Consider the following 18,406-nt stretch of genomic DNA (forward strand, 5'->3'; position numbering starts at 1 on the left):
GACCCCGCACACACTCCCTGCCGCCCCCCCCCCGGGCGCGGCCCCCCCCGCGGGGTGGTGGGGTGCCCACAAAACACCCCCCTTCTCATGGCGCCCCCACCACCGCCACACCGGCGAGTCCGCCCGTTCCCCGCAATTCCACGCGTATTCGGGAAACGGTCGCCATTCCATTCAGCGGTACTTCGGCGGGGCCGGGTCCCGCCGATCCGGCGGTCTTCTCGAATCCAGTTTCGACCGGCTCCCCGCGTGCCGTCAAGCTACCTTCGCAGCACCGCGGGACGCGCCAGGATCAAGCTTGCCACCCAGGGCACAACACTACGTGAAACCGCAACCGCAGACTGCATGGTTCCGCTGGTCAAGAGCATGATCCGATTTTCCGGTCCGGACGACGGACGCCTCGGCACACCGGCCGGGCACCGCGGGTCCGCCGCACCCGTCACCCATTTCGCTCAATCGATCGAAAAACGCGCTCCGGCCGCTTTCCCCGCCTGCCCGAATTCCAGTAAGGTCCGGGCATGTCTCTCCTTCGCGGACTCTCCAGCCTGCGCACCCTGCTCACCGCGTTCACCGGGATAACGGCGCTCTACATCGGGCTCGTGGCATTCGGGAACATCACCGACTTCGACACGAACAAAGCATTCGTGCAGCACGTGTTCGCCATGGACACCACATTCCGGTCGCCGGACACGATGTGGCGCGCGATCACCAGCCCCGGCCTGGCCACCACCGCCTACGTCGCGATCATCGCCTGGGAGACGCTGACCGCGCTGGTCCTCGCCGCCGGGTTCGCCGCCTGGCTGCGGAAAAGCACCACGGACACCGCGCGGCGGCTTTCCCGGCTCGGCTGGCTCATGCAGGTCGTGCTGTTCACCTGTGGCTTCATCGTCGTCGGCGGCGAGTGGTTCCAGATGTGGCAGAGCAGCAAGTGGAACGGCATCCAGCCCGCGTTCCAGAACACCGTCATCGCCGCGATCGGCCTCGTCCTGGCGCACCTGCCCCAGCGGCACGCCGCCGAGACCCCCGTTCCGGCGGCTCCGTGAACCGGCGGACACCGCCCGCCCCGCGCTGATAATCTCGGCATCCTTGTCCACGCCGGAAGCCGCCGGGGCGGCGGGGACGAGGTGCCGGTGTGGAAAGCGCACCGGTGGTACCTGGGGGAGGAAGGTACCGATGTATGCGCACGCCCGGTCCGGTCTTGAGCCCGCGAGGGGTCTTCGCGGAACGTTTCGCGCTGCTCTACGCCGAAGCCGGCGATCCGCCGCTGAAGCGGGTGGCGGAGTCGGTGAACCGGCAGAACCTCGTCGACAAGCGCGGGCAGCCGCTGCGCGCCACGCCCCAGCGCGTCAGTGACTGGCGGCGCGGCCGCAACGTGCCCGCACGCTTCGCCGTGCTGGCCGCCGTCCTCGAGGTCCTCATCGGACAGGCCCGCAAGACCCGCCCGTCCCCCAGCCTGGACGGGCTCTACGACCTGAAGGCCTGGCGGCGGCTGTGGGAACGGGCGCTCGCGGCACCGTTGGACGCCGCCGACGGGACGGACGCCGGGGAGGGCCCGCAGGACACCGGCGCCGGTGTCTGCCCCTACCCGGGCCTGTCCTCGTTCACCCGGCAGGACGCCGACTGGTTCTTCGGCCGGGCCCGCAGCACGGCCGCGCTGCTGAAGCGGCTGGGCAGCGCGGTCGAGACCGGCGGGATCGTCATGCTGGTCGGCGCTTCCGGGGCGGGGAAGTCCTCGCTGCTGCGGGCGGGACTGCTGCCGGCGCTGGCCGACGGGAACCTCCCGGTGGACGGTTCCGAGAGCTGGCCCTCGATGGTGCTGACCCCTCGCGATCAGCCGGTGAAGGAGCTGATCACCCGGATTCCCGGCCTGGCCGACGTCGTGGACACCCCGCCGGACGACGTCGGGTTCGCCGAACGGGTCCGGAGCGCCGTCGCCGCGCACCTCGCGGAGGAGGCGGGTTCCCCGGCACGGCTGGTACTCGTGGTGGACCAGTTCGAGGAAGCGTTCACGCTGTGCGCCGACGAGGAGCAGCGCCGCGTCTTCATCGCGGTCCTGCACGCGGCCTGCACTCCCGGCGACACGGGCGCCCCGGCCCCCGCCGCGGTGGTCCTGGGCCTGCGCGCCGACTTCTACGGTCCGTGCCTCGACTTCACCGAACTCGCGGAAGCCTTGCAGGAGCGGCAATCGACCCTCGGCGCGATGACCGTGGCGGAACTGCGGGACGCCGTCACCGGCCCGGCGAAGGCCGTCGGCCTGCACCTGGAACCCGGTCTGGTCGAAGTGCTGCTGCGCGACATCGGCGCCAGCCGCGGCGGGCAAGGGCACGGTGCCTACGACGCGGGCGCGCTGCCGCTGCTGTCCCACGCGTTGCTCGCGACCTGGCAGCGGCGGCAGACCAGCAGGATGACCATCACCGGCTATCGCGCCGCGGGCGGCATCCACGGCGCGGTGGCGGCGACCGCCGAGCGGGCATGGGCCCGCCTGTCCCCCGAGGCCCAGCGGATCACGCACTCGATGCTGGTGCGGCTGGTGCGGGTCGGGGACGACATGCGCGACACCCGCCGCCGCTCCACCCGCGAGGAACTCGTCGAGGCGACCGACGATCCCGCCGTCGCGGAGGAGGCCCTGGAGGTGCTCGCCGCGGCCCGGCTCGTGACGCTGGACGTCGATTCCGCCGAGATCACCCACGAGACGTTGCTGTACGCGTGGCCCCGGCTGCGCGCCTGGCTCGACCAGGACCGGACCGGGAACCTGGTGCGGCAGCGCCTCGACGAGGACGCGGCGGCCTGGCAGGACCACGATCGCGACGCTTCCCTGCTCTATCGCGGCGCCCGCCTGGAAGCGGCGCGGCAGGCCGCGTCCACCCATCACGCCCACGTGACCGCCGCCGCGCGGGAGTTCCTGGCGACGTCGGTGCGGCAGCGGCGTCGCAGTACCTGGGCCCGCCGGGCCGCCGTCGCGCTGGTGACGGTGTTCGCCCTGCTCGCCGCCTCGACCGCGATCGTGGCGCTGCGCCAGCGGGACGACGCCGAGTTCGGGCAGGTCGTGGCGGAGGCCGATCGCCTCGCGGACACCGATCCGTCGCTGTCCGCGCAGCTGGCGCTGGTGGCCCACAGGCTGCGTCCCGACGACCAGTCCGTCACCGCGAAACTGCTGTCCACCCAGCAGATCCCGCTCGCCACTCCCCTGCCGGGCCACCGCGGTTCGGTGTACCAGACCTCCTTCAGCCCGGACGGCACCCTGCTCGCCACCGCGGGCTACGACGGCGCGGTCCGGCTCTGGGACCTGCGCGATCCCACCGACCCGAAACCGCTCGGCCAGCCGATCACCGGGCATACCAGCTGGGTCACCTCGGCGATCTTCACCGCGGACGGCCGGACGCTCGTGACCGCGGGCGACGACCACACCCTCCGGCTGTGGAACGTGACCGATCCCGCCCACCCGGTACCGTCCGGCCGGGCGACGTCGAGCGGCGGCACGATCTACTGCGTGGCGCTCAGCCCGGACGGCAAGACCCTCGCGACCGCGGAGGACGATCACACCGTCCAGCTCTGGGACATCACCGATCCCGCGCGGCCCGCCCCGCTCGGCTCCCCGTTGCGTGGTCATGGGGATCACGTGCGCACGGTCGCGTTCAGCCCCGACGGCCGCACGCTCGCGTCCGCGGGCAACGACCGCACCGTCCGGCTCTGGGACGTCACCGACCGCTCCCGTCCCGTCCCGGCGGGCCCGCCGCTGGCCGGTCACGAGGACACCGTCCACTGGGTCGTGTTCAGCCCGGACGGCCACACCCTCGCCACCGGCAGCGACGACAAGACGCTCCGGCTCTGGAACGTCGCCGATCCCGCGCACGTGACGCCGCTCGGCAGGCCGCTCACCGGGCACACCGCCGCGATCTGGCAGGCGGCGTTCAGCCCGGACGGCCGCACGCTCGCCTCGACCGGCGGCGACACCCGCCTCTGGAACGTCACCGATCCGGCGAACGCCATCCCGATAGGCAAGCCGTTCTCCCAGGACCACGGCGGGTTCACGCTCGCCTTCGCCCCCGGCGGCCGGTCGCTCGCCGTCGGCAGCGAGGACGGCGTGACGCGGCTGTGGTCGCTCCCGGCGGGAATGCTCGCCGGCCACTCCGCCGGGGTGACCGCGGCCGGGTATCGCCCGGACGGGCGAGCGCTGGTCACCGGATCGGCCGACCGGACGGTCCGGCTCTGGACCGTCACGGGGACGGCCCGCCCCGTTCCCGCCGGGCCGCCGCTGACCGGGCACACCGCCACGGTCAACACGGCGAGGTTCAGCCCGGACGGGAAGATCCTCGCGACCGCGGGCGACGACCAGACCGTGCGGCTGTGGGACGTGACCGACCTGGCGCACCCGCGGCCGCTCGGCGAACCGCTCACCATGACCACGCGGTACGGCAACATGGCGGTGTTCAGCCCCGACGGCCGCCTGCTCGCCACCGGCGGCGAGAACGACCAGACCGTCCGGCTCTGGGACATCACCGACCCGGCCCGGCCCCGGCCGGTCGGGCCGCTGCTGCCGGGTCACCCCGCCTACGTCAGCTCGACGGTGTTCAGCCCGGACGGGAAAACGCTCGCGACCAGCAGCGTCGCGAACACCGTGCGGCTGTGGGACATCACCGATCCCGCCCGGCCCGCCCCGCTGGGCGAACCGCTCGCCGCGCACACCGCCACCGTCCGGTCGATCGCGTTCAGCCCCAACGGGACCACTCTCGTCACCGGGGGCGACGACCAGACCGTGCGGCTGTGGAACGTGACCGACCTGGCGCACCCGCGGCCGCTCGGCGACCCGATCACCGGCTACACCAGCGCGCCGATGACCACGGTGTTCGACCACGACGGCGCCCGGCTCGCCACGGCGGGCGCCGAAACCCTGCGGCTGTGGAACGTGGCCGATCCGGCGCGCCCGGAGTCGCTCGGGCAGCTCGCGGTCGCGAGCAAGCTCGGGAACGCGGTCCGCTTCAACCCGGCGGACGGCTCGCTCGCCACCGGCGGGAGCGACGGCGTCGTCCTGCTCTGGGACCTCGACGTGGACCACGTCATCCAGCGCGTCTGCGGCGCCACCCGCAACGTCCTGACGCCGGACCAGTGGCAGCGGCACCTCTCGCAGATCTCGCCGCTGTCCCCCTGCGACTGAGCGTCCCGTCTGTCCGTGGCGGCCTCCCCGAAGGACTCTGGGTCCCTCAAGGAGGCCCCCACGGACAGTCGCGCTTAGAGTGCTCGGGGTCGATCATGGGAGACCACGGGAGGACGTGTGAAGGCCGTCGGGATGCTGGTCCCCGTCCTGGTGATCCTCGGCGGCGTGTCGGGTCTCGGCATCGCGGCCGGCCTGGGCAGCGCCGCGGTGCTGGCCGGGCTGGTGGCGTTGTTCTGCTTCATCGCCGCGTTCGGCGGCCCGCTGCGCGCCGATCTCCGGCTGCTGGCCGTTTTCGCCCCGGCGATGATCCTCGGGGTGGCCGGGCCCCGGCTCCTGGCGGGCGTGTCCGAAGCCGCCGCGATCGCGCTCCTGTGTGCCGTCGTGTTCGCCGCCGGGCTGCTGCCCGCGCTCGGCACGCGTTACGTGACGGTCGGGCTCGGGCTCGGCATGTCGGCGGTGTTCGGCTATGGCTTCCGGATGACCGGATCGGCGAACGCCGCCCAGATCATCGCCGCGCCTGCGCTGGCCGTCGGCGCCGTCCTCGTCCTGCGGCTGCTGCTGGGTCTCCGCGATCCGGGCAAGCCGACCCGCGAAGCGCTCGCCGACGCGCTCGCCGGAGAGGGCTCCTCGGCGAGCGATGCCGCCCGGCTGTGGCTGGCCGACCGGCCGGTGACGTGGACGGCGCGGGTGTTCGGCGCGACACTGCGGTACCGCACCGCGCGCGGCCTCCTCACCGCGCGGCGCAGGGCTCTGGACGAAACGCAGCGCGACGCTGTCGACCGGATCCTCGCCGGGGCGGCCGAAACAGCGGAGCAGATCGCCGGGGCGATCCGGCCCAGGTCCGCAATGGACAGTCCACAGGAGATCGAACGGATCGACGCGGACGTCGAGCTGCCCGGCGAGACGGCGAAGGTCGTCGACGGGCTCTGGTCGGCGCTGGAAGTGGCGACCGCGGCAGCGCATGAACGTGACACTTCCACTGTGGACGTCCCGGCGAAGCTGCGCCGGACGGTGCTGCGTACCGAACTCGAAGGAGCGTTGTCCTGGCGTTCGGCACAACTGCGGCACGCGGTGCGGTGCGCGCTCGGGATGGCGGTCGCGCTCGTCGTGGCCGCCCAGCGCCCGGGTGACCCGCTCACCGTGTCGTTCCTGATGGCCACCTTCGCGATCATGCAGCCGGAATGGCGGGACAGCCTCGCCAAGGGCAGGCAGCGCATCGGCGGAACCGTTGCCGGCGCGGTGGTCCTGGCGCTGCTCGCCTGGCTGCTGCCGCCGTCGGCCCTGATGCCGGCCGGACTGCTGGCCGCGCTCGCCGGCTTCCCGTTCCTGAAGACGCGGCCGGTGGTGTTCACCGCGTCCATGGTGGTGCTCTCGGTCGGCCTCAACGCCGAGCGCGGGCACCTCGACCCTGGCGGCCTGCTCGCCGAGTACGCCCTCCTGATCCTGCTGGCTGTCGCGATCGGACTGTTGTTCGGGTTCGCGGCGGTCCCCGGGGTCCGCAAGCCCCCGCCCGCGGAACGGTTCGCCACGGCCGTGTCCGCGGTCAGTGCGCTTTTCGCCGAGGCCGCCGCGGCGATCCGCGCGGGTTCCCCCGATCCTCGCGCGCTCGCCACGCGCTTCCGCACCGCCGCGCGTACCGCGCAGGATCTCGTCACCGGCGAACCCGGCGCCGTCCCGCTCACCCCGGCACAACGCGACACCGTCGACGAAACCGACGAAAGCCTGCGCGGGCTCACCGCGGCCGCGGTCGCGATGCTGCTGAATCCCTCTCCCGTACTCGCCGACGCCGCCGAATCCGTCGCGCGCGAGGAAGAACCGGTTTTCGAAACCGCGAAACTCGGTGACGAAGAACGGCTCGTTCTCGATACGATGAGAGCTGACGTGCTCCGTCTCAGGCGTGCTGAGGCCGTGTTGAGCTGACGTCGCAACGCCATGGGGGAACATTCACGGTGAGCCGTAGTTTTCAGGTAGATCTTCGCGGGGTCGTCGACCTGCTGAGCCAGCATCTCTATTCGAGCCCGCGGGTCTACGTCCGGGAATTGCTCCAGAACGCGGTCGACGCGGTGACGGCGCGGCGCTCGGCCGATCCGGCGGCGCCCGCGGACATCGCCATCGAGGTCGACGGTGCGACGCTGCGGATCACCGACTCGGGCATAGGCCTTTCCGAAGCACAGGTGCACGAACTGCTCGCGACGATCGGCCGAAGCTCCAAACGGGACGAACTCGGCTACGGGCGTCACGAGTTCCTCGGCCAGTTCGGTATCGGGCTGCTGTCCACGTTCCTGGTCGCCGACGAGGCCCGCGTCGTCACCCGCTCCGCGAACGGCGGCCCGGCGGTGACGTGGACCGGCCGCGCGGACGGCACCTACGCCATCGGCCCCGGCGAGCGGGAAACGGCGGGGACCACGGTCACCCTCACCGCGCGCCCCGGCGCGGAGCAGTGGTTCGTCCCGGAGACGGTCACCGACCTCGCGACGCTCTACGGTTCGATGCTGCCGTTCGAGATCACCGTGAACGGCAAGGCCGTCAGCGGGGCGGGCACCCCGTGGCGGGCCGACGACCGGACGGCCGGGCACCGCGCCGCCGACCTCGTCGGCTACGCCCAGGAAACCCTCGGCTTCACCCCGTTCGACGTCGTCGAGCTCGACGTCCCCGAGGCCGGGCTCACCGGTGTCGCCTATGTACTGCCGTTTCCCGCGAACCCCGCCGAGCACGCGGGGCATCGCGTGTACCTCAAGCGGATGCTGCTCGCGGAAAACGCCCCGGGCCTGCTGCCGGACTGGGCGTTCTTCGCCCGCTGCGTCGTGGACACCGCCGAACTGCGGCCCACGGCGAGCCGGGAAGCGCTCTACGACGACGAGCAGCTCGCCGCGGCCCGCGAGGCACTCGGCGACCGGTTGCGTGGCTGGCTGGTCGGCCTCGCCGGCACCCATCCCGAGCGGCTCAACCGGTTCCTCGGCGTCCACCACCTCGGCGTCAAGGCGCTGGCACTGCACGACGACGAGATGCTACGGCTGGTCGACGAGTGGTGGCCGCTGGAGACGAACGTCGGCCGCATGACCCTCGCCGATTTCCGCGCCCGGTACGGGGTTCTCCGCTACTGCGCGACCACCGAGGAGTTCGGCCAGCTGGCCGGTGTCGCGGCCGCGCAGGACGTCCCGGTGATCAACGGCGGATACACCTACGACAGCGAACTCGTCGAGCGCATGCGCGCGCTGGAGCCCGGCCTGCTCGTCGAACGGCTCGACCCGAGCGACATCACCACGGCCTTCGCCGAACTGGACACCGCGGCCGCACTCGCCACCCGGCCGTTCGTCGCGGCGGCCCAACGCTCGGTCGACCGGCTCGGCTGCGAGGTCGTGCTGCGCGAGTTCGAGCCCGCGACGCTGCCGGTGCTCTACCTCGTCGACCGCGCCGCCGCGTTCGCCGGCGAACTGCGCGCGACCAAGGACAAAGTGGACGATCTGTGGGCCGGGGTGCTGTCGGCCTTCGAGAAGCCGGAACAGGACCGCCCGCAGCTCGTCCTCAACTACCGGAATCCCTTGGTACAGCGGGTTTCCCGGCTCCGGGACGCGGAACTCACCGCGCTGGCCGTCGAATCGCTCTACGGCCAGGCCCTGCTGCTGGGGCATCACCCGATCCGGCCCGCGGACTCCGCGCTGCTGAACCGTTCGTTCCTCGGCCTGCTCGAGCACGCCGTCCCCGCACAGGAGCACTGATGACCGCCACCGACGAAGCCCTGTGGGAAAAGCTGTGGGCGACGCAGCGGCTGCCGCGAGGGAAGGGCCAGATCACCGCGCTGGAGAGCGTGCTCAAGGCCGCCGACGCGGAAGGCTCACCGGAGCTTCAGTACGCCGCCCGGATCTTCATCATCAGCACCTATCAGCAAGGCGGCGAGCCCGCCAAGGCGTTCGTGCCGTTTTCGTGGTGCCTCGCAGTATACGACCGCGGGGAAGCCGATCCGCGCTGGGACGATCACCTCTACTGGGCCTTCAAGTTCCTCGTCAGCTCGATGACGCGGTTTCCCGAGATGCCGCTGGATCGCACGTACGCCGTGCTCGACGACATGGAACGCCGGTACCGCGTCGCCGGGCACACGATGAACCCGGTGCACCAGCACCGGGAGCTGGTCGCCCGGCACGTCGGCGAGCACGAAACGGCCGCCGAACAGTACCGGTTGTGGACGGCGGCGCCGCGTGGCGAGATGTCGGACTGTATCGGCTGCGAACCCAGCGCCAAGGTCTGGCACCTGAGCCGGTACGGCCGGTTCGAGGAGGCCATCGCGATCGCCGAACCGGTGCTCGGCGGCGTCTTCACCTGCGTCGAGCAGCCGCACACCGTCCTGACCTCGCTGCTGCTCCCGTATGTCCACACTGGACGGCTGGCCGAGGCGGCGCGGGCACACCGGCAGGCCTACCGCGCGATCCGGCACGATCGCACCCAGCTCGGCGACGTGAGCGATCACCTCGAATTCTGCGCGCTCACCGGAAACCACGCGCGCGGGCTGGAACTGCTCGAACGGCATTTCGGCTGGCTCGCCGAGGTGTCCAGCCCGTACACCGAGATGGAGTTCTGCGCGACGGCGGCGCTGACCCTGCGGCGGGTGGCGGAATCCGGGCACGGCGACGCGAAGGTGAAACGGCCCGGCGGGGAGATCTCCGTCAAAGCCTTGCACGCCGAGCTTTCCGATCGCGCGCTGGACATCGTGGCCCGCTTCGACGCCCGCAACGGGACGAGCGAACAAGGTGACCGGATCCGCTCGGTCCTCGCCGCCGAACCGCTCGTCGAGTACCTTCCGCTGTCCGGGCCGGTGAGCCGTCCGGCCGCGACCCCGGAGCCGATGCGCGCGGAACCGTCCTTTCCGGACAGTCCGGCGGCGCTGGCGGAGCTCGCCGAGGAGCGGTACCTGCTCGATGACGACGTCGCCGCCGCGGCCGCTTGGGCGAGGTTCGACGAGATGTGCCCGGAACCCACCGGCGCGTTGCTGGCCCGGCGCCTGTCCGGAGCCGCCGCCGCGATCGTGGGGGAAGACGTCGAAGCCGCCGAACGCGATTGGCGGCGCGCGGCAGAGCTGTTCGCCGAGGCAGGCGACGAGGTCGCCCGGCATGCCGCGTCGAGCAAGGCCGCGCTCGCCCGGTGCCGGTCCGGTGACGGCGATTCGGGTCTGCCGACGCTCACCACCGCGGTGGAAGCACTCGCCGCACTGGGCGATCAGGACCAGTACGTCCGCGCGCTGCTGCGATTGTCCTTGGGGCTGCTGGCTTCCGGCGATACCGACGCCGCGCTCGAGGTGCTCGGCCAGGCCGAGGACGCCGTCGCCGCATCGGGGTCCGCCGAGCTGACCGGGCGGATCCTGCTGCAGCGGGCCGACCTCGTCGCGCGGAGCAGTCCCGAAAACCTTGGTGCGGCACGGGAACTCGCGGAGCGCGGGGCGGCGTTATTCACCGAGGCCCGCTCCCCCAACCACGCGGCGAGGGCGACGATCGCGGCGGCCCGGATGAGCGCGGCGCTCGGCGAACTGGATTACGCTTACACCGCCGCGAGCAGGGCCGAGGCTGCCACCGACCCGGAACTGCGTGCCCAGGCGCGGTTCACCCTCGGTCACCTCGCTCTCGACCTCGATCGCCCCGCCGACGCGGTACAGCACTACCGTGACGCGGTCGCCGACCTGACCGCGGCCGGGGACACGACCGGCGCCGCCCGCGCACGCGTCGAACTGGCGGCCGCGAGCGATCGGCTCGACCGCCCGGAGGAGGTCGCGGACGCGGCCGAGGACGCGATCGACGTCCTGGAGCGCGTCGGCGACGAAGGCGAGTTGGCGCGGGCGCGCTACCTGCTCGCCGGCGCGTATCGCGCGCTCGATCAGCGGGAGCAGGCATGTGCCCTGCTGAAGCCGGTGATCGAGCACTTCGACGCCGCCGGGCATCCGCCCGCAGCCGGGCAGGCGGCCGAGACCGCCGGGGACATCCTCGACGAACTCGACCACGACGCCGAAGCAGCCGAGCACTACGTCCGCGCCGCGGAGTACTTCCGCACCGCCGGGTTGCCTGTCGACGCCGTGCGCAACCTCCGCTGCGCGACGCTGTCGTGGCTGTGGGCCGGGGAGCCGGACAAGGCGCTCGATGTCTTGGCGGAGGCCGAAAAGGACGCTTCCGCACTCGACGGCGACGAGCCGATCGTCCGGTGGGAACGCGCGATGGTCGGCTACAACGGCGCTCGTCTGCTGGCGAACTGCGCCCGTCCGGACGACGCGCTGGAGCGGGCGGCCACGGCCGCCGAGTTGCTGCGGGGCGTCGGCGCGACGACCGAGGCCGCGTTCGCCGACGCGCTTCGCGGACGGCTGCTCACCGACCTCGGCCGCACGGCTGAAGCGCGCGAAGCGGTGGAAGCCGCGCTCGCGGGTCTCCCGCCTGACGCGGACCGGCAACGCGAAGACCTCGAAACGCTGCTCGCCGAACTCACCGGGCAGGAACCGTCACCAGGGTAACCGCGATCGCGGCCACCCACAGTGCCGCGGCGGCGAGGCCGACGGTGTGCAGGCCGGTCAGGAACGCGTCGCGGTGCGCGGGTTCTCCCGCCGCCGCACCGAAAACCGCGACGCCGAGCGCGCCTGCCGCCTGCCGGGCAGTGTTGTTGATACCGCTGGCGATCCCTGCTCGCTCGGCCGGAATCCCGGCCACGGCGGCGGTGACCACGGCCGGGGTCAGCAGGCCCATCCCGACGCCGAGGCCCAGCATCGTCGGCAGCAGCGCCGGATACCCGCTGTCCGGCCCGAGCCGGAGCAGGTTGAGCAGGCTCAGCGCGCCCAGCGCGAGGCCCGCCAGCATGAGCGGGCGCGGGCCGAACCGCGCGGCCAGCCTGCCGGACAACGGGCCCAGCGCCGACAGCGGCAGGAACATCGGGAAGACTTCCAGTGCCGCGACAAGGGAATCCGCGCCGAGCACGCGCTGAAGGTACAGCGTCAGCACGAGAATGCTGCCGAGGCCGACGAAATTCATGGCCATGGCGACAAGATTGGCGCCCGCGGTCGCGCGCGACCGCAGCAGGTTCAGCGGCAGCATCGGGTCGGCGGCGCGGTGTTCGATCACCACGAACGCCGCCACGGCCACGACCGCGAGCACCGCCGCCACCACGTTCGCGTCGATGACCGCGAAGACCCCCGATCCCAGAGCCAGTGCCGCGGTCAGCGCGCCCGCGACGTCGACCCGGCGCCGGGCCGTCGGCACGTGTGGCGGCACGAACCGTTGGGTGGCAAGGATCGCGAGCACCACGACCGGGACGTTGAGCCAGAACACCGGCCGCCAGCCCCACGCCGCGACCACGAACCCGCCGAGCAGCGGCCCCGCCGCCAGTGCCACCGCGGAGATTCCCGCCCAGACACCGAGAGCACGCGCCCGCTCACGACGTTCCGGATAGGCGCCGGTGATGACGGCGAGGGTGCCGGGCAGCAGCAGCGCCGCGCCCAGCCCCTGTCCGGCCCTGGCCAGGACCAGCCACGGCACCAAGCCCGCGAGCGCGCACAACGCCGACGCCGCACCGAAGATCGTCAGTCCGATGTGGACGATCCGGCGGTGGCCGAAGACGTCGCCGAGCGCGCCGCCGGTGAGCAGCAACGCCGCCAGGACGACGGAATACCCGTCGACGACCCACTGCTGCGCCCCGAGACCGGCCCGCAGTTCGGTGCCGATGGTCGGCAGGGCGACATTGACGACGGTGACGTCGAGCTGGACGAGGAACATCCCCGCGCACATGGCGAGCAGCAACGGGGTTTTCGAGCGAGCCGCGTGGGTGATCATGTCCCCAGTGGACACCGCGGATACTTCCGTCGCGATGGAAGTATCCGCGCGGCATGCTGGAGGCATGGAAGGTGACGCCGATATCGCGCGCACGGCGGCGTTGTTCGCCGACCCGGCGCGCGTACGAGTGCTGATGGCGCTGAGCGACGGCCGCGCGCTGGCCGCGTCGGTGCTGGCCGCCGAGGCCCGGCTCACCGCGCAGGGTGTCAGCGCACACCTGGCGAAACTGCGCGAGGCCGGGCTGGTGGTCGCGGAAAAGTCCGGACGGCACCGCTTCTACCGGCTGGCCGGCCCGGACACGGCGGACGTGCTGGAGACGCTGGCGCGACTCTCCCCCACGCAGCCGGTGACCTCGCTGCGCGAAGGGACACGCGCGCAGGCCTTACGTGCGGCCAGAACGTGTTACGACCATCTCGCCGGTCGGCTCGGCGTCGCGGTCACGGCAGCGTTGCTGGAGCGGGAGGCGCTGGTGACGCTCGACGGCGAACCCAGCACCCGGCGCCGCGAAGGCGACCAGATCTCCGCACAGCTCAAGAAACATCCGTACGCGCTGGGCCCCCGCGCCACGCGTGTGTTCGGCGATCTGGGTGTCGATCTCGACGCGGTCGCCGCCCAGCGACGGCCGTTGCTGCGCTTCTGCCTGGACTGGAGCGAACAACGGCATCACCTCGCGGGCGGGCTCGGCGCGGCGGTGGCGGCCCGGTTCACCGAACTCGGCTGGGTGCGCGAACGCGGGAAGGCACACCGCGCCCTGCGGGTGACCGACGCGGGGGTGACGGAATTGCGGGATCGCCTGGGAATCCGGCTTTCCTGAAGGGTTTCCGGCGTCTCAGCGGTGTGCGGCCGCCAATGAAGTGTCCGGGGTGCAGCGTCCGCACGGGGTGAAGCCGAGTTGTCGTGCCTCACCGACGGCGATCGGGATGGTGTCACGCCCGGCGAGCCAGCCGCAATCCGTCAAGTGATATCGCGGGTGTTCGTCGACGACGACCACCTCGTCCTCGAGTTCCGAGACGATGACGAGGTCGTCGGCCGAGGTCTGTTCCTCGGGCGGGTCGCCGTCACGCACCGCGGGAGCGGCCGTGATCGTCGAGGTTTTCTCGGTGTCGGAGGCGTCTTCGGAGACATCCGGCTCGGGTGTGTCACCCGGGTCGCCGAGCTCACCCGCTTTGGGGAGCAGGGTGGTCTGCTCGACGTCCTTCTCTTCCGTCGTCTCGGCGGTTTCCGTTGCAGGCTCGGCGGCCTCGCTGTCTTCACTGTCCTCAGCGGACTCGGCCGCTTCAGCGGGTTCCGCTTCGGCGGCGGCGGCGCGGCGCCGCCTGCGCAGCCAGTCCAGGACGAGCAGCAGCCCGGCGAGGACCGAAAGCCCGATGGAGATCCAGGCCCACAGCGAAGTGGCGGTGATGAGCGCCGTGACGAGCAGGCCGAGGGCCGCCAGGACAAGAACCAGGACGATGTAAAGCACGCTGAATTACAGCACGCCCCGCCACTCACCCTGGTCACGACCCGCCCACGACACGTAATCGATGCCACAAGCCCCACACGGCAACGGCCCGCAGGCACCGGACACCTCCGATACCCACGGGCCGATCACACTACGAACAGCCGACCAACACAACCAGCCCAGGCAACCCCCACCCGCTACTCGCCAAGCGACGCCACCGGGGATCCGGAGGCTCACGCCCGAAGCGACCCCCACCGGGGTCCAGGGGGCTTGCGCCTTAGGCGACCACCACGGGGGTCCAGGGGGCTTGCCCCCTGGCGGGGGTTTGGGGGTTCGACCCCCAAAAGACACCTGATCGAGGGCTTGGGTGAGCGTGTTCCGCGAACACACCTCACCCCTACCCCTCGATCAGCCTGCTTCCGCGCGCGGGCCGAACGAGTACCCCTGGCCGCCGCCGGAAGCTCCCGTTCCCTGGGACGAGTTCGAGGAGGCCGACGCCGGTGCGGCGGAACCGCGGTCGTCGAGCTCCCGGAGCTGGGACTCGAGGAATCCGCGCAGCCGCGTGCGGTATTCCCGCTCGATCGTGCGGAGCTCCTCGATCTTCTTGCCCAGCGCGCCCTTTTCGGCGTTGAGGTTGTTCATCACCTCGGTGTACTTGCGCTGCGACTCGCGTTCCATCGTGGTCGCCTTGTCGCGCGCCTGGCGCTCCAGCGTCTCGGCGCGCGTGCGCGCGTCGTTCAGCATCGTCTCGGCGCGCGTGCGCGCCTCGTTCACCATCGAGTCCGACTTCGCCCGCGCGTCCGAGAGCAGCTGCTCGGACTTCGTCCTGGCCTCGGCCAGCATCCCGTCCGACTCGGTCTTGGCCTCGGCGGTGAGCCGGTCGGCCATTTCCTGTGCCAGCCCGAGGACCTTGGCGGCCTGAACGTTCGGCTCGCCGTTGTCGCCGACCATCCCGTGTGCCTGGGTCTGCTCCAGCGGCGAGGTCGGCGGCGGCACCGGGGCCAGGCGGCGCGACGGCTCGTCACGCACGGGCGGTGGCCCGCTGACCGCGTTCACCTTGGCGTTCTCGAGCTCGCCCCGAGTGGACTCGAGCTCGGCGTCGAGCTGCTCCACCTGCTGCCGCAGCTCGTTGTTGTCCTCGATCAACCGGGCAAGCTCGGTTTCCACCAGGTCGAGGAACGCGTCCACCTCGTCCTCGTTGTAGCCCCTCTTGCCGATGGGCGGCTTGCTGAACGCGACGTTATGCACGTCAGCGGGGGTCAACGACATCAGATCACCTCACGCACTCCATGGCCTGCAGGGTCACCCAAGTCTCCCCGACTACCTGGGATTCGCCAGTTGCATCGCGAAGAACACAACCAACAGCAGCACCATAATCGATAAGTCCAGCCCGACGCCGCCGATCCGCACCATCGGGATGATGCGGCGGAACAGGCGAACCGGCGGGTCGGTCACTGTGTAGATGGTCTCGAGCGTGACCGCAACCCCTCCGGCGGGACGCCACTCGCGCGCAAAGGTGCGCACGAGCTCGATCACGATACGCGCCGTCAGCAACAACCAGAACGCGAACAGCACGTACCACAGGACCAGCCACACAGCTTCCACGTTCACCACTGTAGCCGGGAGAGCCGACGGAACACGCAGCTAAGGGCGTCGGCGCGGAGATGAGTCGACAAAATCACGTCTGCTTGCGCTCAGCGGTTCATCCGACTTCAGCCGCGCAGGAACAATCCGCCCTCGGCAATCCGCCGACGGTCTTCCGCGGTCACGTCGATGTCCGGCGGTGAGAGAAGGAACACCTTGTTGGTGACCTTGTCCATCGCGCCGCGCACCGCGAAGGCGAGCCCCGCCGCGAAGTCGACTATCCGCTTCGCGTCCGAGTTCTCCAGCTCGGTGAGATTGATGATGACCGGGTTGCCCTCGCGGAAGTGCTCGCCGATCGTGCGGGCTTCGGTGTAGCTCGACGGGTGCACCGTGATGATGCGGCTGAGGGCGTCCCGGTAGGCGCTGCGGGCCTCCTGCACCGGCCGCAGCCGGGCCACCGGCTCCGGCTCGCGGTCGACGGCGAGCGCGCCGTGCACCTGTGGTTCGGACCGCTCACGAGGCATCACGGAGCGTGACCGAGCGGGTGCGACCGGCTCCTCGTACGGGTCCACCTCGTCGCGGTACCGTCCCCGGGACCGTGGCTGTTCGTACGCGTCGTAGTCCGCCGACCGGTCGTCGCGCCGGTAGTCCTCTTCGTAGTACTGGTCCTCTTCTGCGGGCACCATCCCGAAGTAGGCCTTCAGCTTCTGCAGCGCGCTCATGCCTCTCCCTAGCCCTAGCCGCTCCCGCACCGTGCGACCCCGCCCGGTGGACACTCACCGTGACCATCGGACGGGCTCCCTACGGCGAGGCTAAACCGCGCCCGCCGAGCAACGCGGTTCCGACACGCACACAGGTCGAGCCGTGCGCGATCGCCTGCTCGAGATCATGGCTCATTCCGGCGGAGACTTCTGCGGCATTCGGGTGATCTTCGCGCAGTCTCTCCCCCGCGCGGGCGAGCCGCGCGAAGGCCTCGGCCGGATCGGCGCCGAGCGGCGCCACCGCCATCAGCCCGCGTAGCCGCAGGTCACCCACATGCGTGAGGTGATCGGCCAGCCGGCCGAGGTCGGCCAGCGGACAGCCGCCGCGGGCGGGATCGTCGTCGAGGCTCACCTGGATCAGCACGTCGAGCGGGTGTTCCCGGTCACCGGTGTCCCTCGCCACGTGGACCGCCTTGGCGAGCGCGTCCGCGAGCCGCTCGGAGTCGACGGACTGGACCTCGTCGGCCCAGCGCACGACCGAGCGGGCCTTGTTGCGCTGCAGCCTGCCGACCATGTGCCAGCGCAGCGCCGTTTCCGGCCGCAGTTCGGCGACCTCGGCACGCTTCGGCCCCGCGTCCTGGTCGCGGTTCTCCCCGACGTCGGTGACGCCGAGGTCGGCCAGCAGCGCGGCGTCCAGCGCGGGGAAGGTCTTCGTGACCGCGACCAGGCGGACCTCGTCCCTGGCGCGCCCGGCGGCGGCGCAGGCGGCGGCGATCCGCTCTTGCAGCGCTGCCAAGGACTTCGCGAGTTCGGCCTTCCGCGCCTCGGGGTCGCTCATGACGGATCGACCCAGGTGATCCCGGCGATCCGGCCGGTGGTGCCGTCGCGGCGGAAGCTGAACAGCGTCCTGTCCTCGGCGGTGCAGCGCGGATCGAGGCCGATCCGGCCGACGCCGTGGTCGGCGAGCTGACGCCACAGCCCCGCCCGCAGGTCGAGGCCCGGCGTGCCCTTGCGGGTCTTACAGGCGCTGCCGGGAACGTGCTTGTCGACGTCGGCGGCCATGTCGGCGGGGACCTCGTAGCAGTCGCCGCAGATCGCGGGGCCGAGCAGCGCCTCGATCCGGTGTGTCTCGGCGCCGAGCGCGCGCATCCGTTCGAGCGCGGCGGGCACGACACCGACGCGCGTGCCGACGCGCCCGGCGTGCACCGCGGCCACGACACCGGCTTCGGCGTCGGCGAGCAGTACGGGAACGCAGTCCGCGACGAGCACGACGAGCGCCAGCCCCGCTTCGGCGGTCACGAGCGCGTCGGTGGCCTCGGCGGCCTTCGTCTCGGAGCCGTCGACGACCGTCACCGTGCGGCCGTGCACCTGTTCCATCCAGGCCAGGCGATCCTCGGCGAGCCCGAGTTCGGCGGCGAGCCGCTTGCGGTTGGCGAAGACGTTGCCGATGTCGTCGCCGACGTGGTCACCGAGGTTGAAGCTGTCGTAGGGCGGCGCGGAGGCTCCGCCCGCCCTGGTCGTGACCACCCGCCGGATCCGCAAGTCCGCTCCTCTTTTCCCCGGGAAAGTGTCCCGCCGCCAAGCCTAGTGCCGAGCGCACCGGGACGGTCGCCGGCCGCCCGCACGAGCTGAAGGGGACTTTCCTCGCATAACCAGAGGCGGTAAAAGACCCCCCACCGCGGGACACCGGGGGCCAAACCCCGACGCGGGGCCCGGGCGATAAACCGCGCGC

At 71.5% G+C, this 18,406-nt stretch carries 13 protein-coding genes; 6 read left to right on the forward strand and 7 right to left on the reverse strand.

Annotated features, from left to right (window positions below; genetic code table 11):
• The first annotated feature begins 515 nt into the window (after nt 1-515).
• The 5 genes from ACFWX1_RS37920 to ACFWX1_RS37940 all read left to right on the forward strand — a co-directional run bounded on the left by ACFWX1_RS37920 (nt 516) and on the right by ACFWX1_RS37940 (nt 11,639).
• On the forward strand, nt 516-1,040 hold the full coding sequence (locus ACFWX1_RS37920) for a DUF2165 domain-containing protein (protein ID WP_378394655.1): 525 nt from the start codon (nt 516-518) through the stop codon (nt 1,038-1,040).
• A 134-nt stretch (nt 1,041-1,174) separates the two neighbouring features.
• Nucleotides 1,175-5,152 (forward strand): AAA family ATPase, encoded by a 3,978-nt coding sequence (locus tag ACFWX1_RS37925; RefSeq protein WP_378394656.1) that lies wholly within the window; start codon nt 1,175-1,177, stop codon nt 5,150-5,152.
• Nucleotides 5,153-5,269: 117 nt separating this feature from the next.
• Entirely contained in the window at nt 5,270-7,072 is a 1,803-nt protein-coding gene (locus ACFWX1_RS37930) for an FUSC family protein (protein WP_378394657.1), read from the forward strand.
• Between the two features lie 29 nt (nt 7,073-7,101).
• Nucleotides 7,102-8,871, forward strand: a complete 1,770-nt coding sequence (locus ACFWX1_RS37935; RefSeq protein ID WP_378394658.1) for an HSP90 family protein — start codon at nt 7,102-7,104, stop codon at nt 8,869-8,871.
• A complete protein-coding gene (locus ACFWX1_RS37940; protein ID WP_378394659.1) occupies nt 8,871-11,639 on the forward strand; it encodes a hypothetical protein in 2,769 nt (922 codons plus the stop codon). Before ACFWX1_RS37935 ends, ACFWX1_RS37940 begins: the two co-directional genes overlap by 1 nt.
• Here ACFWX1_RS37940 and ACFWX1_RS37945 read toward each other — a convergent pair.
• On the reverse strand, nt 11,611-12,948 hold the full coding sequence (locus tag ACFWX1_RS37945) for an MFS transporter (protein WP_378394660.1): 1,338 nt from the start codon (nt 12,946-12,948) through the stop codon (nt 11,611-11,613). The genes ACFWX1_RS37940 and ACFWX1_RS37945 overlap by 29 nt on opposite strands.
• A 64-nt stretch (nt 12,949-13,012) precedes the next feature.
• On the opposite strand from ACFWX1_RS37945, the gene ACFWX1_RS37950 reads away from it, so the two are divergent.
• The gene (locus ACFWX1_RS37950) at nt 13,013-13,762 is read left to right on the forward strand and encodes an ArsR/SmtB family transcription factor (protein WP_378394661.1); all 750 of its coding nucleotides are present in this window, start codon (nt 13,013-13,015) and stop codon (nt 13,760-13,762) included.
• 15 nt (nt 13,763-13,777) lie between these two features.
• Here ACFWX1_RS37950 and ACFWX1_RS37955 read toward each other — a convergent pair whose 3' ends face one another.
• From ACFWX1_RS37955 to pgeF, 6 genes are all read right to left on the reverse strand, one after another.
• Nucleotides 13,778-14,410 (reverse strand): hypothetical protein, encoded by a 633-nt coding sequence (locus ACFWX1_RS37955; RefSeq protein WP_378394662.1) that lies wholly within the window; start codon nt 14,408-14,410, stop codon nt 13,778-13,780.
• A gap of 387 nt (nt 14,411-14,797) precedes the next feature.
• Entirely contained in the window at nt 14,798-15,658 is an 861-nt protein-coding gene (locus tag ACFWX1_RS37960) for a DivIVA domain-containing protein (RefSeq protein ID WP_378394663.1), read from the reverse strand.
• A gap of 51 nt (nt 15,659-15,709) precedes the next feature.
• Nucleotides 15,710-15,985, reverse strand: coding sequence for a YggT family protein (locus ACFWX1_RS37965; RefSeq protein ID WP_345402452.1), 276 nt, complete (start codon nt 15,983-15,985; stop codon nt 15,710-15,712).
• Nucleotides 15,986-16,101: 116 nt separating this feature from the next.
• The gene (locus ACFWX1_RS37970) at nt 16,102-16,695 is read right to left on the reverse strand and encodes a cell division protein SepF (RefSeq protein WP_378394664.1); all 594 of its coding nucleotides are present in this window, start codon (nt 16,693-16,695) and stop codon (nt 16,102-16,104) included.
• A gap of 79 nt (nt 16,696-16,774) precedes the next feature.
• Entirely contained in the window at nt 16,775-17,512 is a 738-nt protein-coding gene (locus tag ACFWX1_RS37975) for a YggS family pyridoxal phosphate-dependent enzyme (RefSeq protein ID WP_378394666.1), read from the reverse strand.
• Nucleotides 17,509-18,216: a peptidoglycan editing factor PgeF gene (gene pgeF, locus ACFWX1_RS37980; protein ID WP_378394667.1), complete on the reverse strand. Its 708-nt coding sequence runs from the start codon at nt 18,214-18,216 to the stop codon at nt 17,509-17,511. Before pgeF ends, ACFWX1_RS37975 begins: the two co-directional genes overlap by 4 nt.
• Nucleotides 18,217-18,406: the final 190 nt, after the last annotated feature.

The organism is Amycolatopsis sp. NPDC059021 (assembly GCF_042739895.1).
Lineage (GTDB): Bacteria > Actinomycetota > Actinomycetes > Mycobacteriales > Pseudonocardiaceae > Amycolatopsis.

Coding starts and splice junctions, on each gene's coding strand:
- ACFWX1_RS37920 (WP_378394655.1), top strand. CDS start 516: ATGTCTCTCCTTCGCGGACTCTCCAGCCTGCGCACCCTGCTCACCGCG.
- ACFWX1_RS37925 (WP_378394656.1), top strand. CDS start 1,175: ATGCGCACGCCCGGTCCGGTCTTGAGCCCGCGAGGGGTCTTCGCGGAA.
- ACFWX1_RS37940 (WP_378394659.1), top strand. CDS start 8,871: ATGACCGCCACCGACGAAGCCCTGTGGGAAAAGCTGTGGGCGACGCAG.
- ACFWX1_RS37945 (WP_378394660.1), bottom strand. CDS start 12,948: ATGATCACCCACGCGGCTCGCTCGAAAACCCCGTTGCTGCTCGCCATG.
- ACFWX1_RS37950 (WP_378394661.1), top strand. CDS start 13,013: ATGGAAGGTGACGCCGATATCGCGCGCACGGCGGCGTTGTTCGCCGAC.
- ACFWX1_RS37960 (WP_378394663.1), bottom strand. CDS start 15,658: ATGTCGTTGACCCCCGCTGACGTGCATAACGTCGCGTTCAGCAAGCCG.
- ACFWX1_RS37970 (WP_378394664.1), bottom strand. CDS start 16,695: ATGAGCGCGCTGCAGAAGCTGAAGGCCTACTTCGGGATGGTGCCCGCA.
- ACFWX1_RS37975 (WP_378394666.1), bottom strand. CDS start 17,512: ATGAGCGACCCCGAGGCGCGGAAGGCCGAACTCGCGAAGTCCTTGGCA.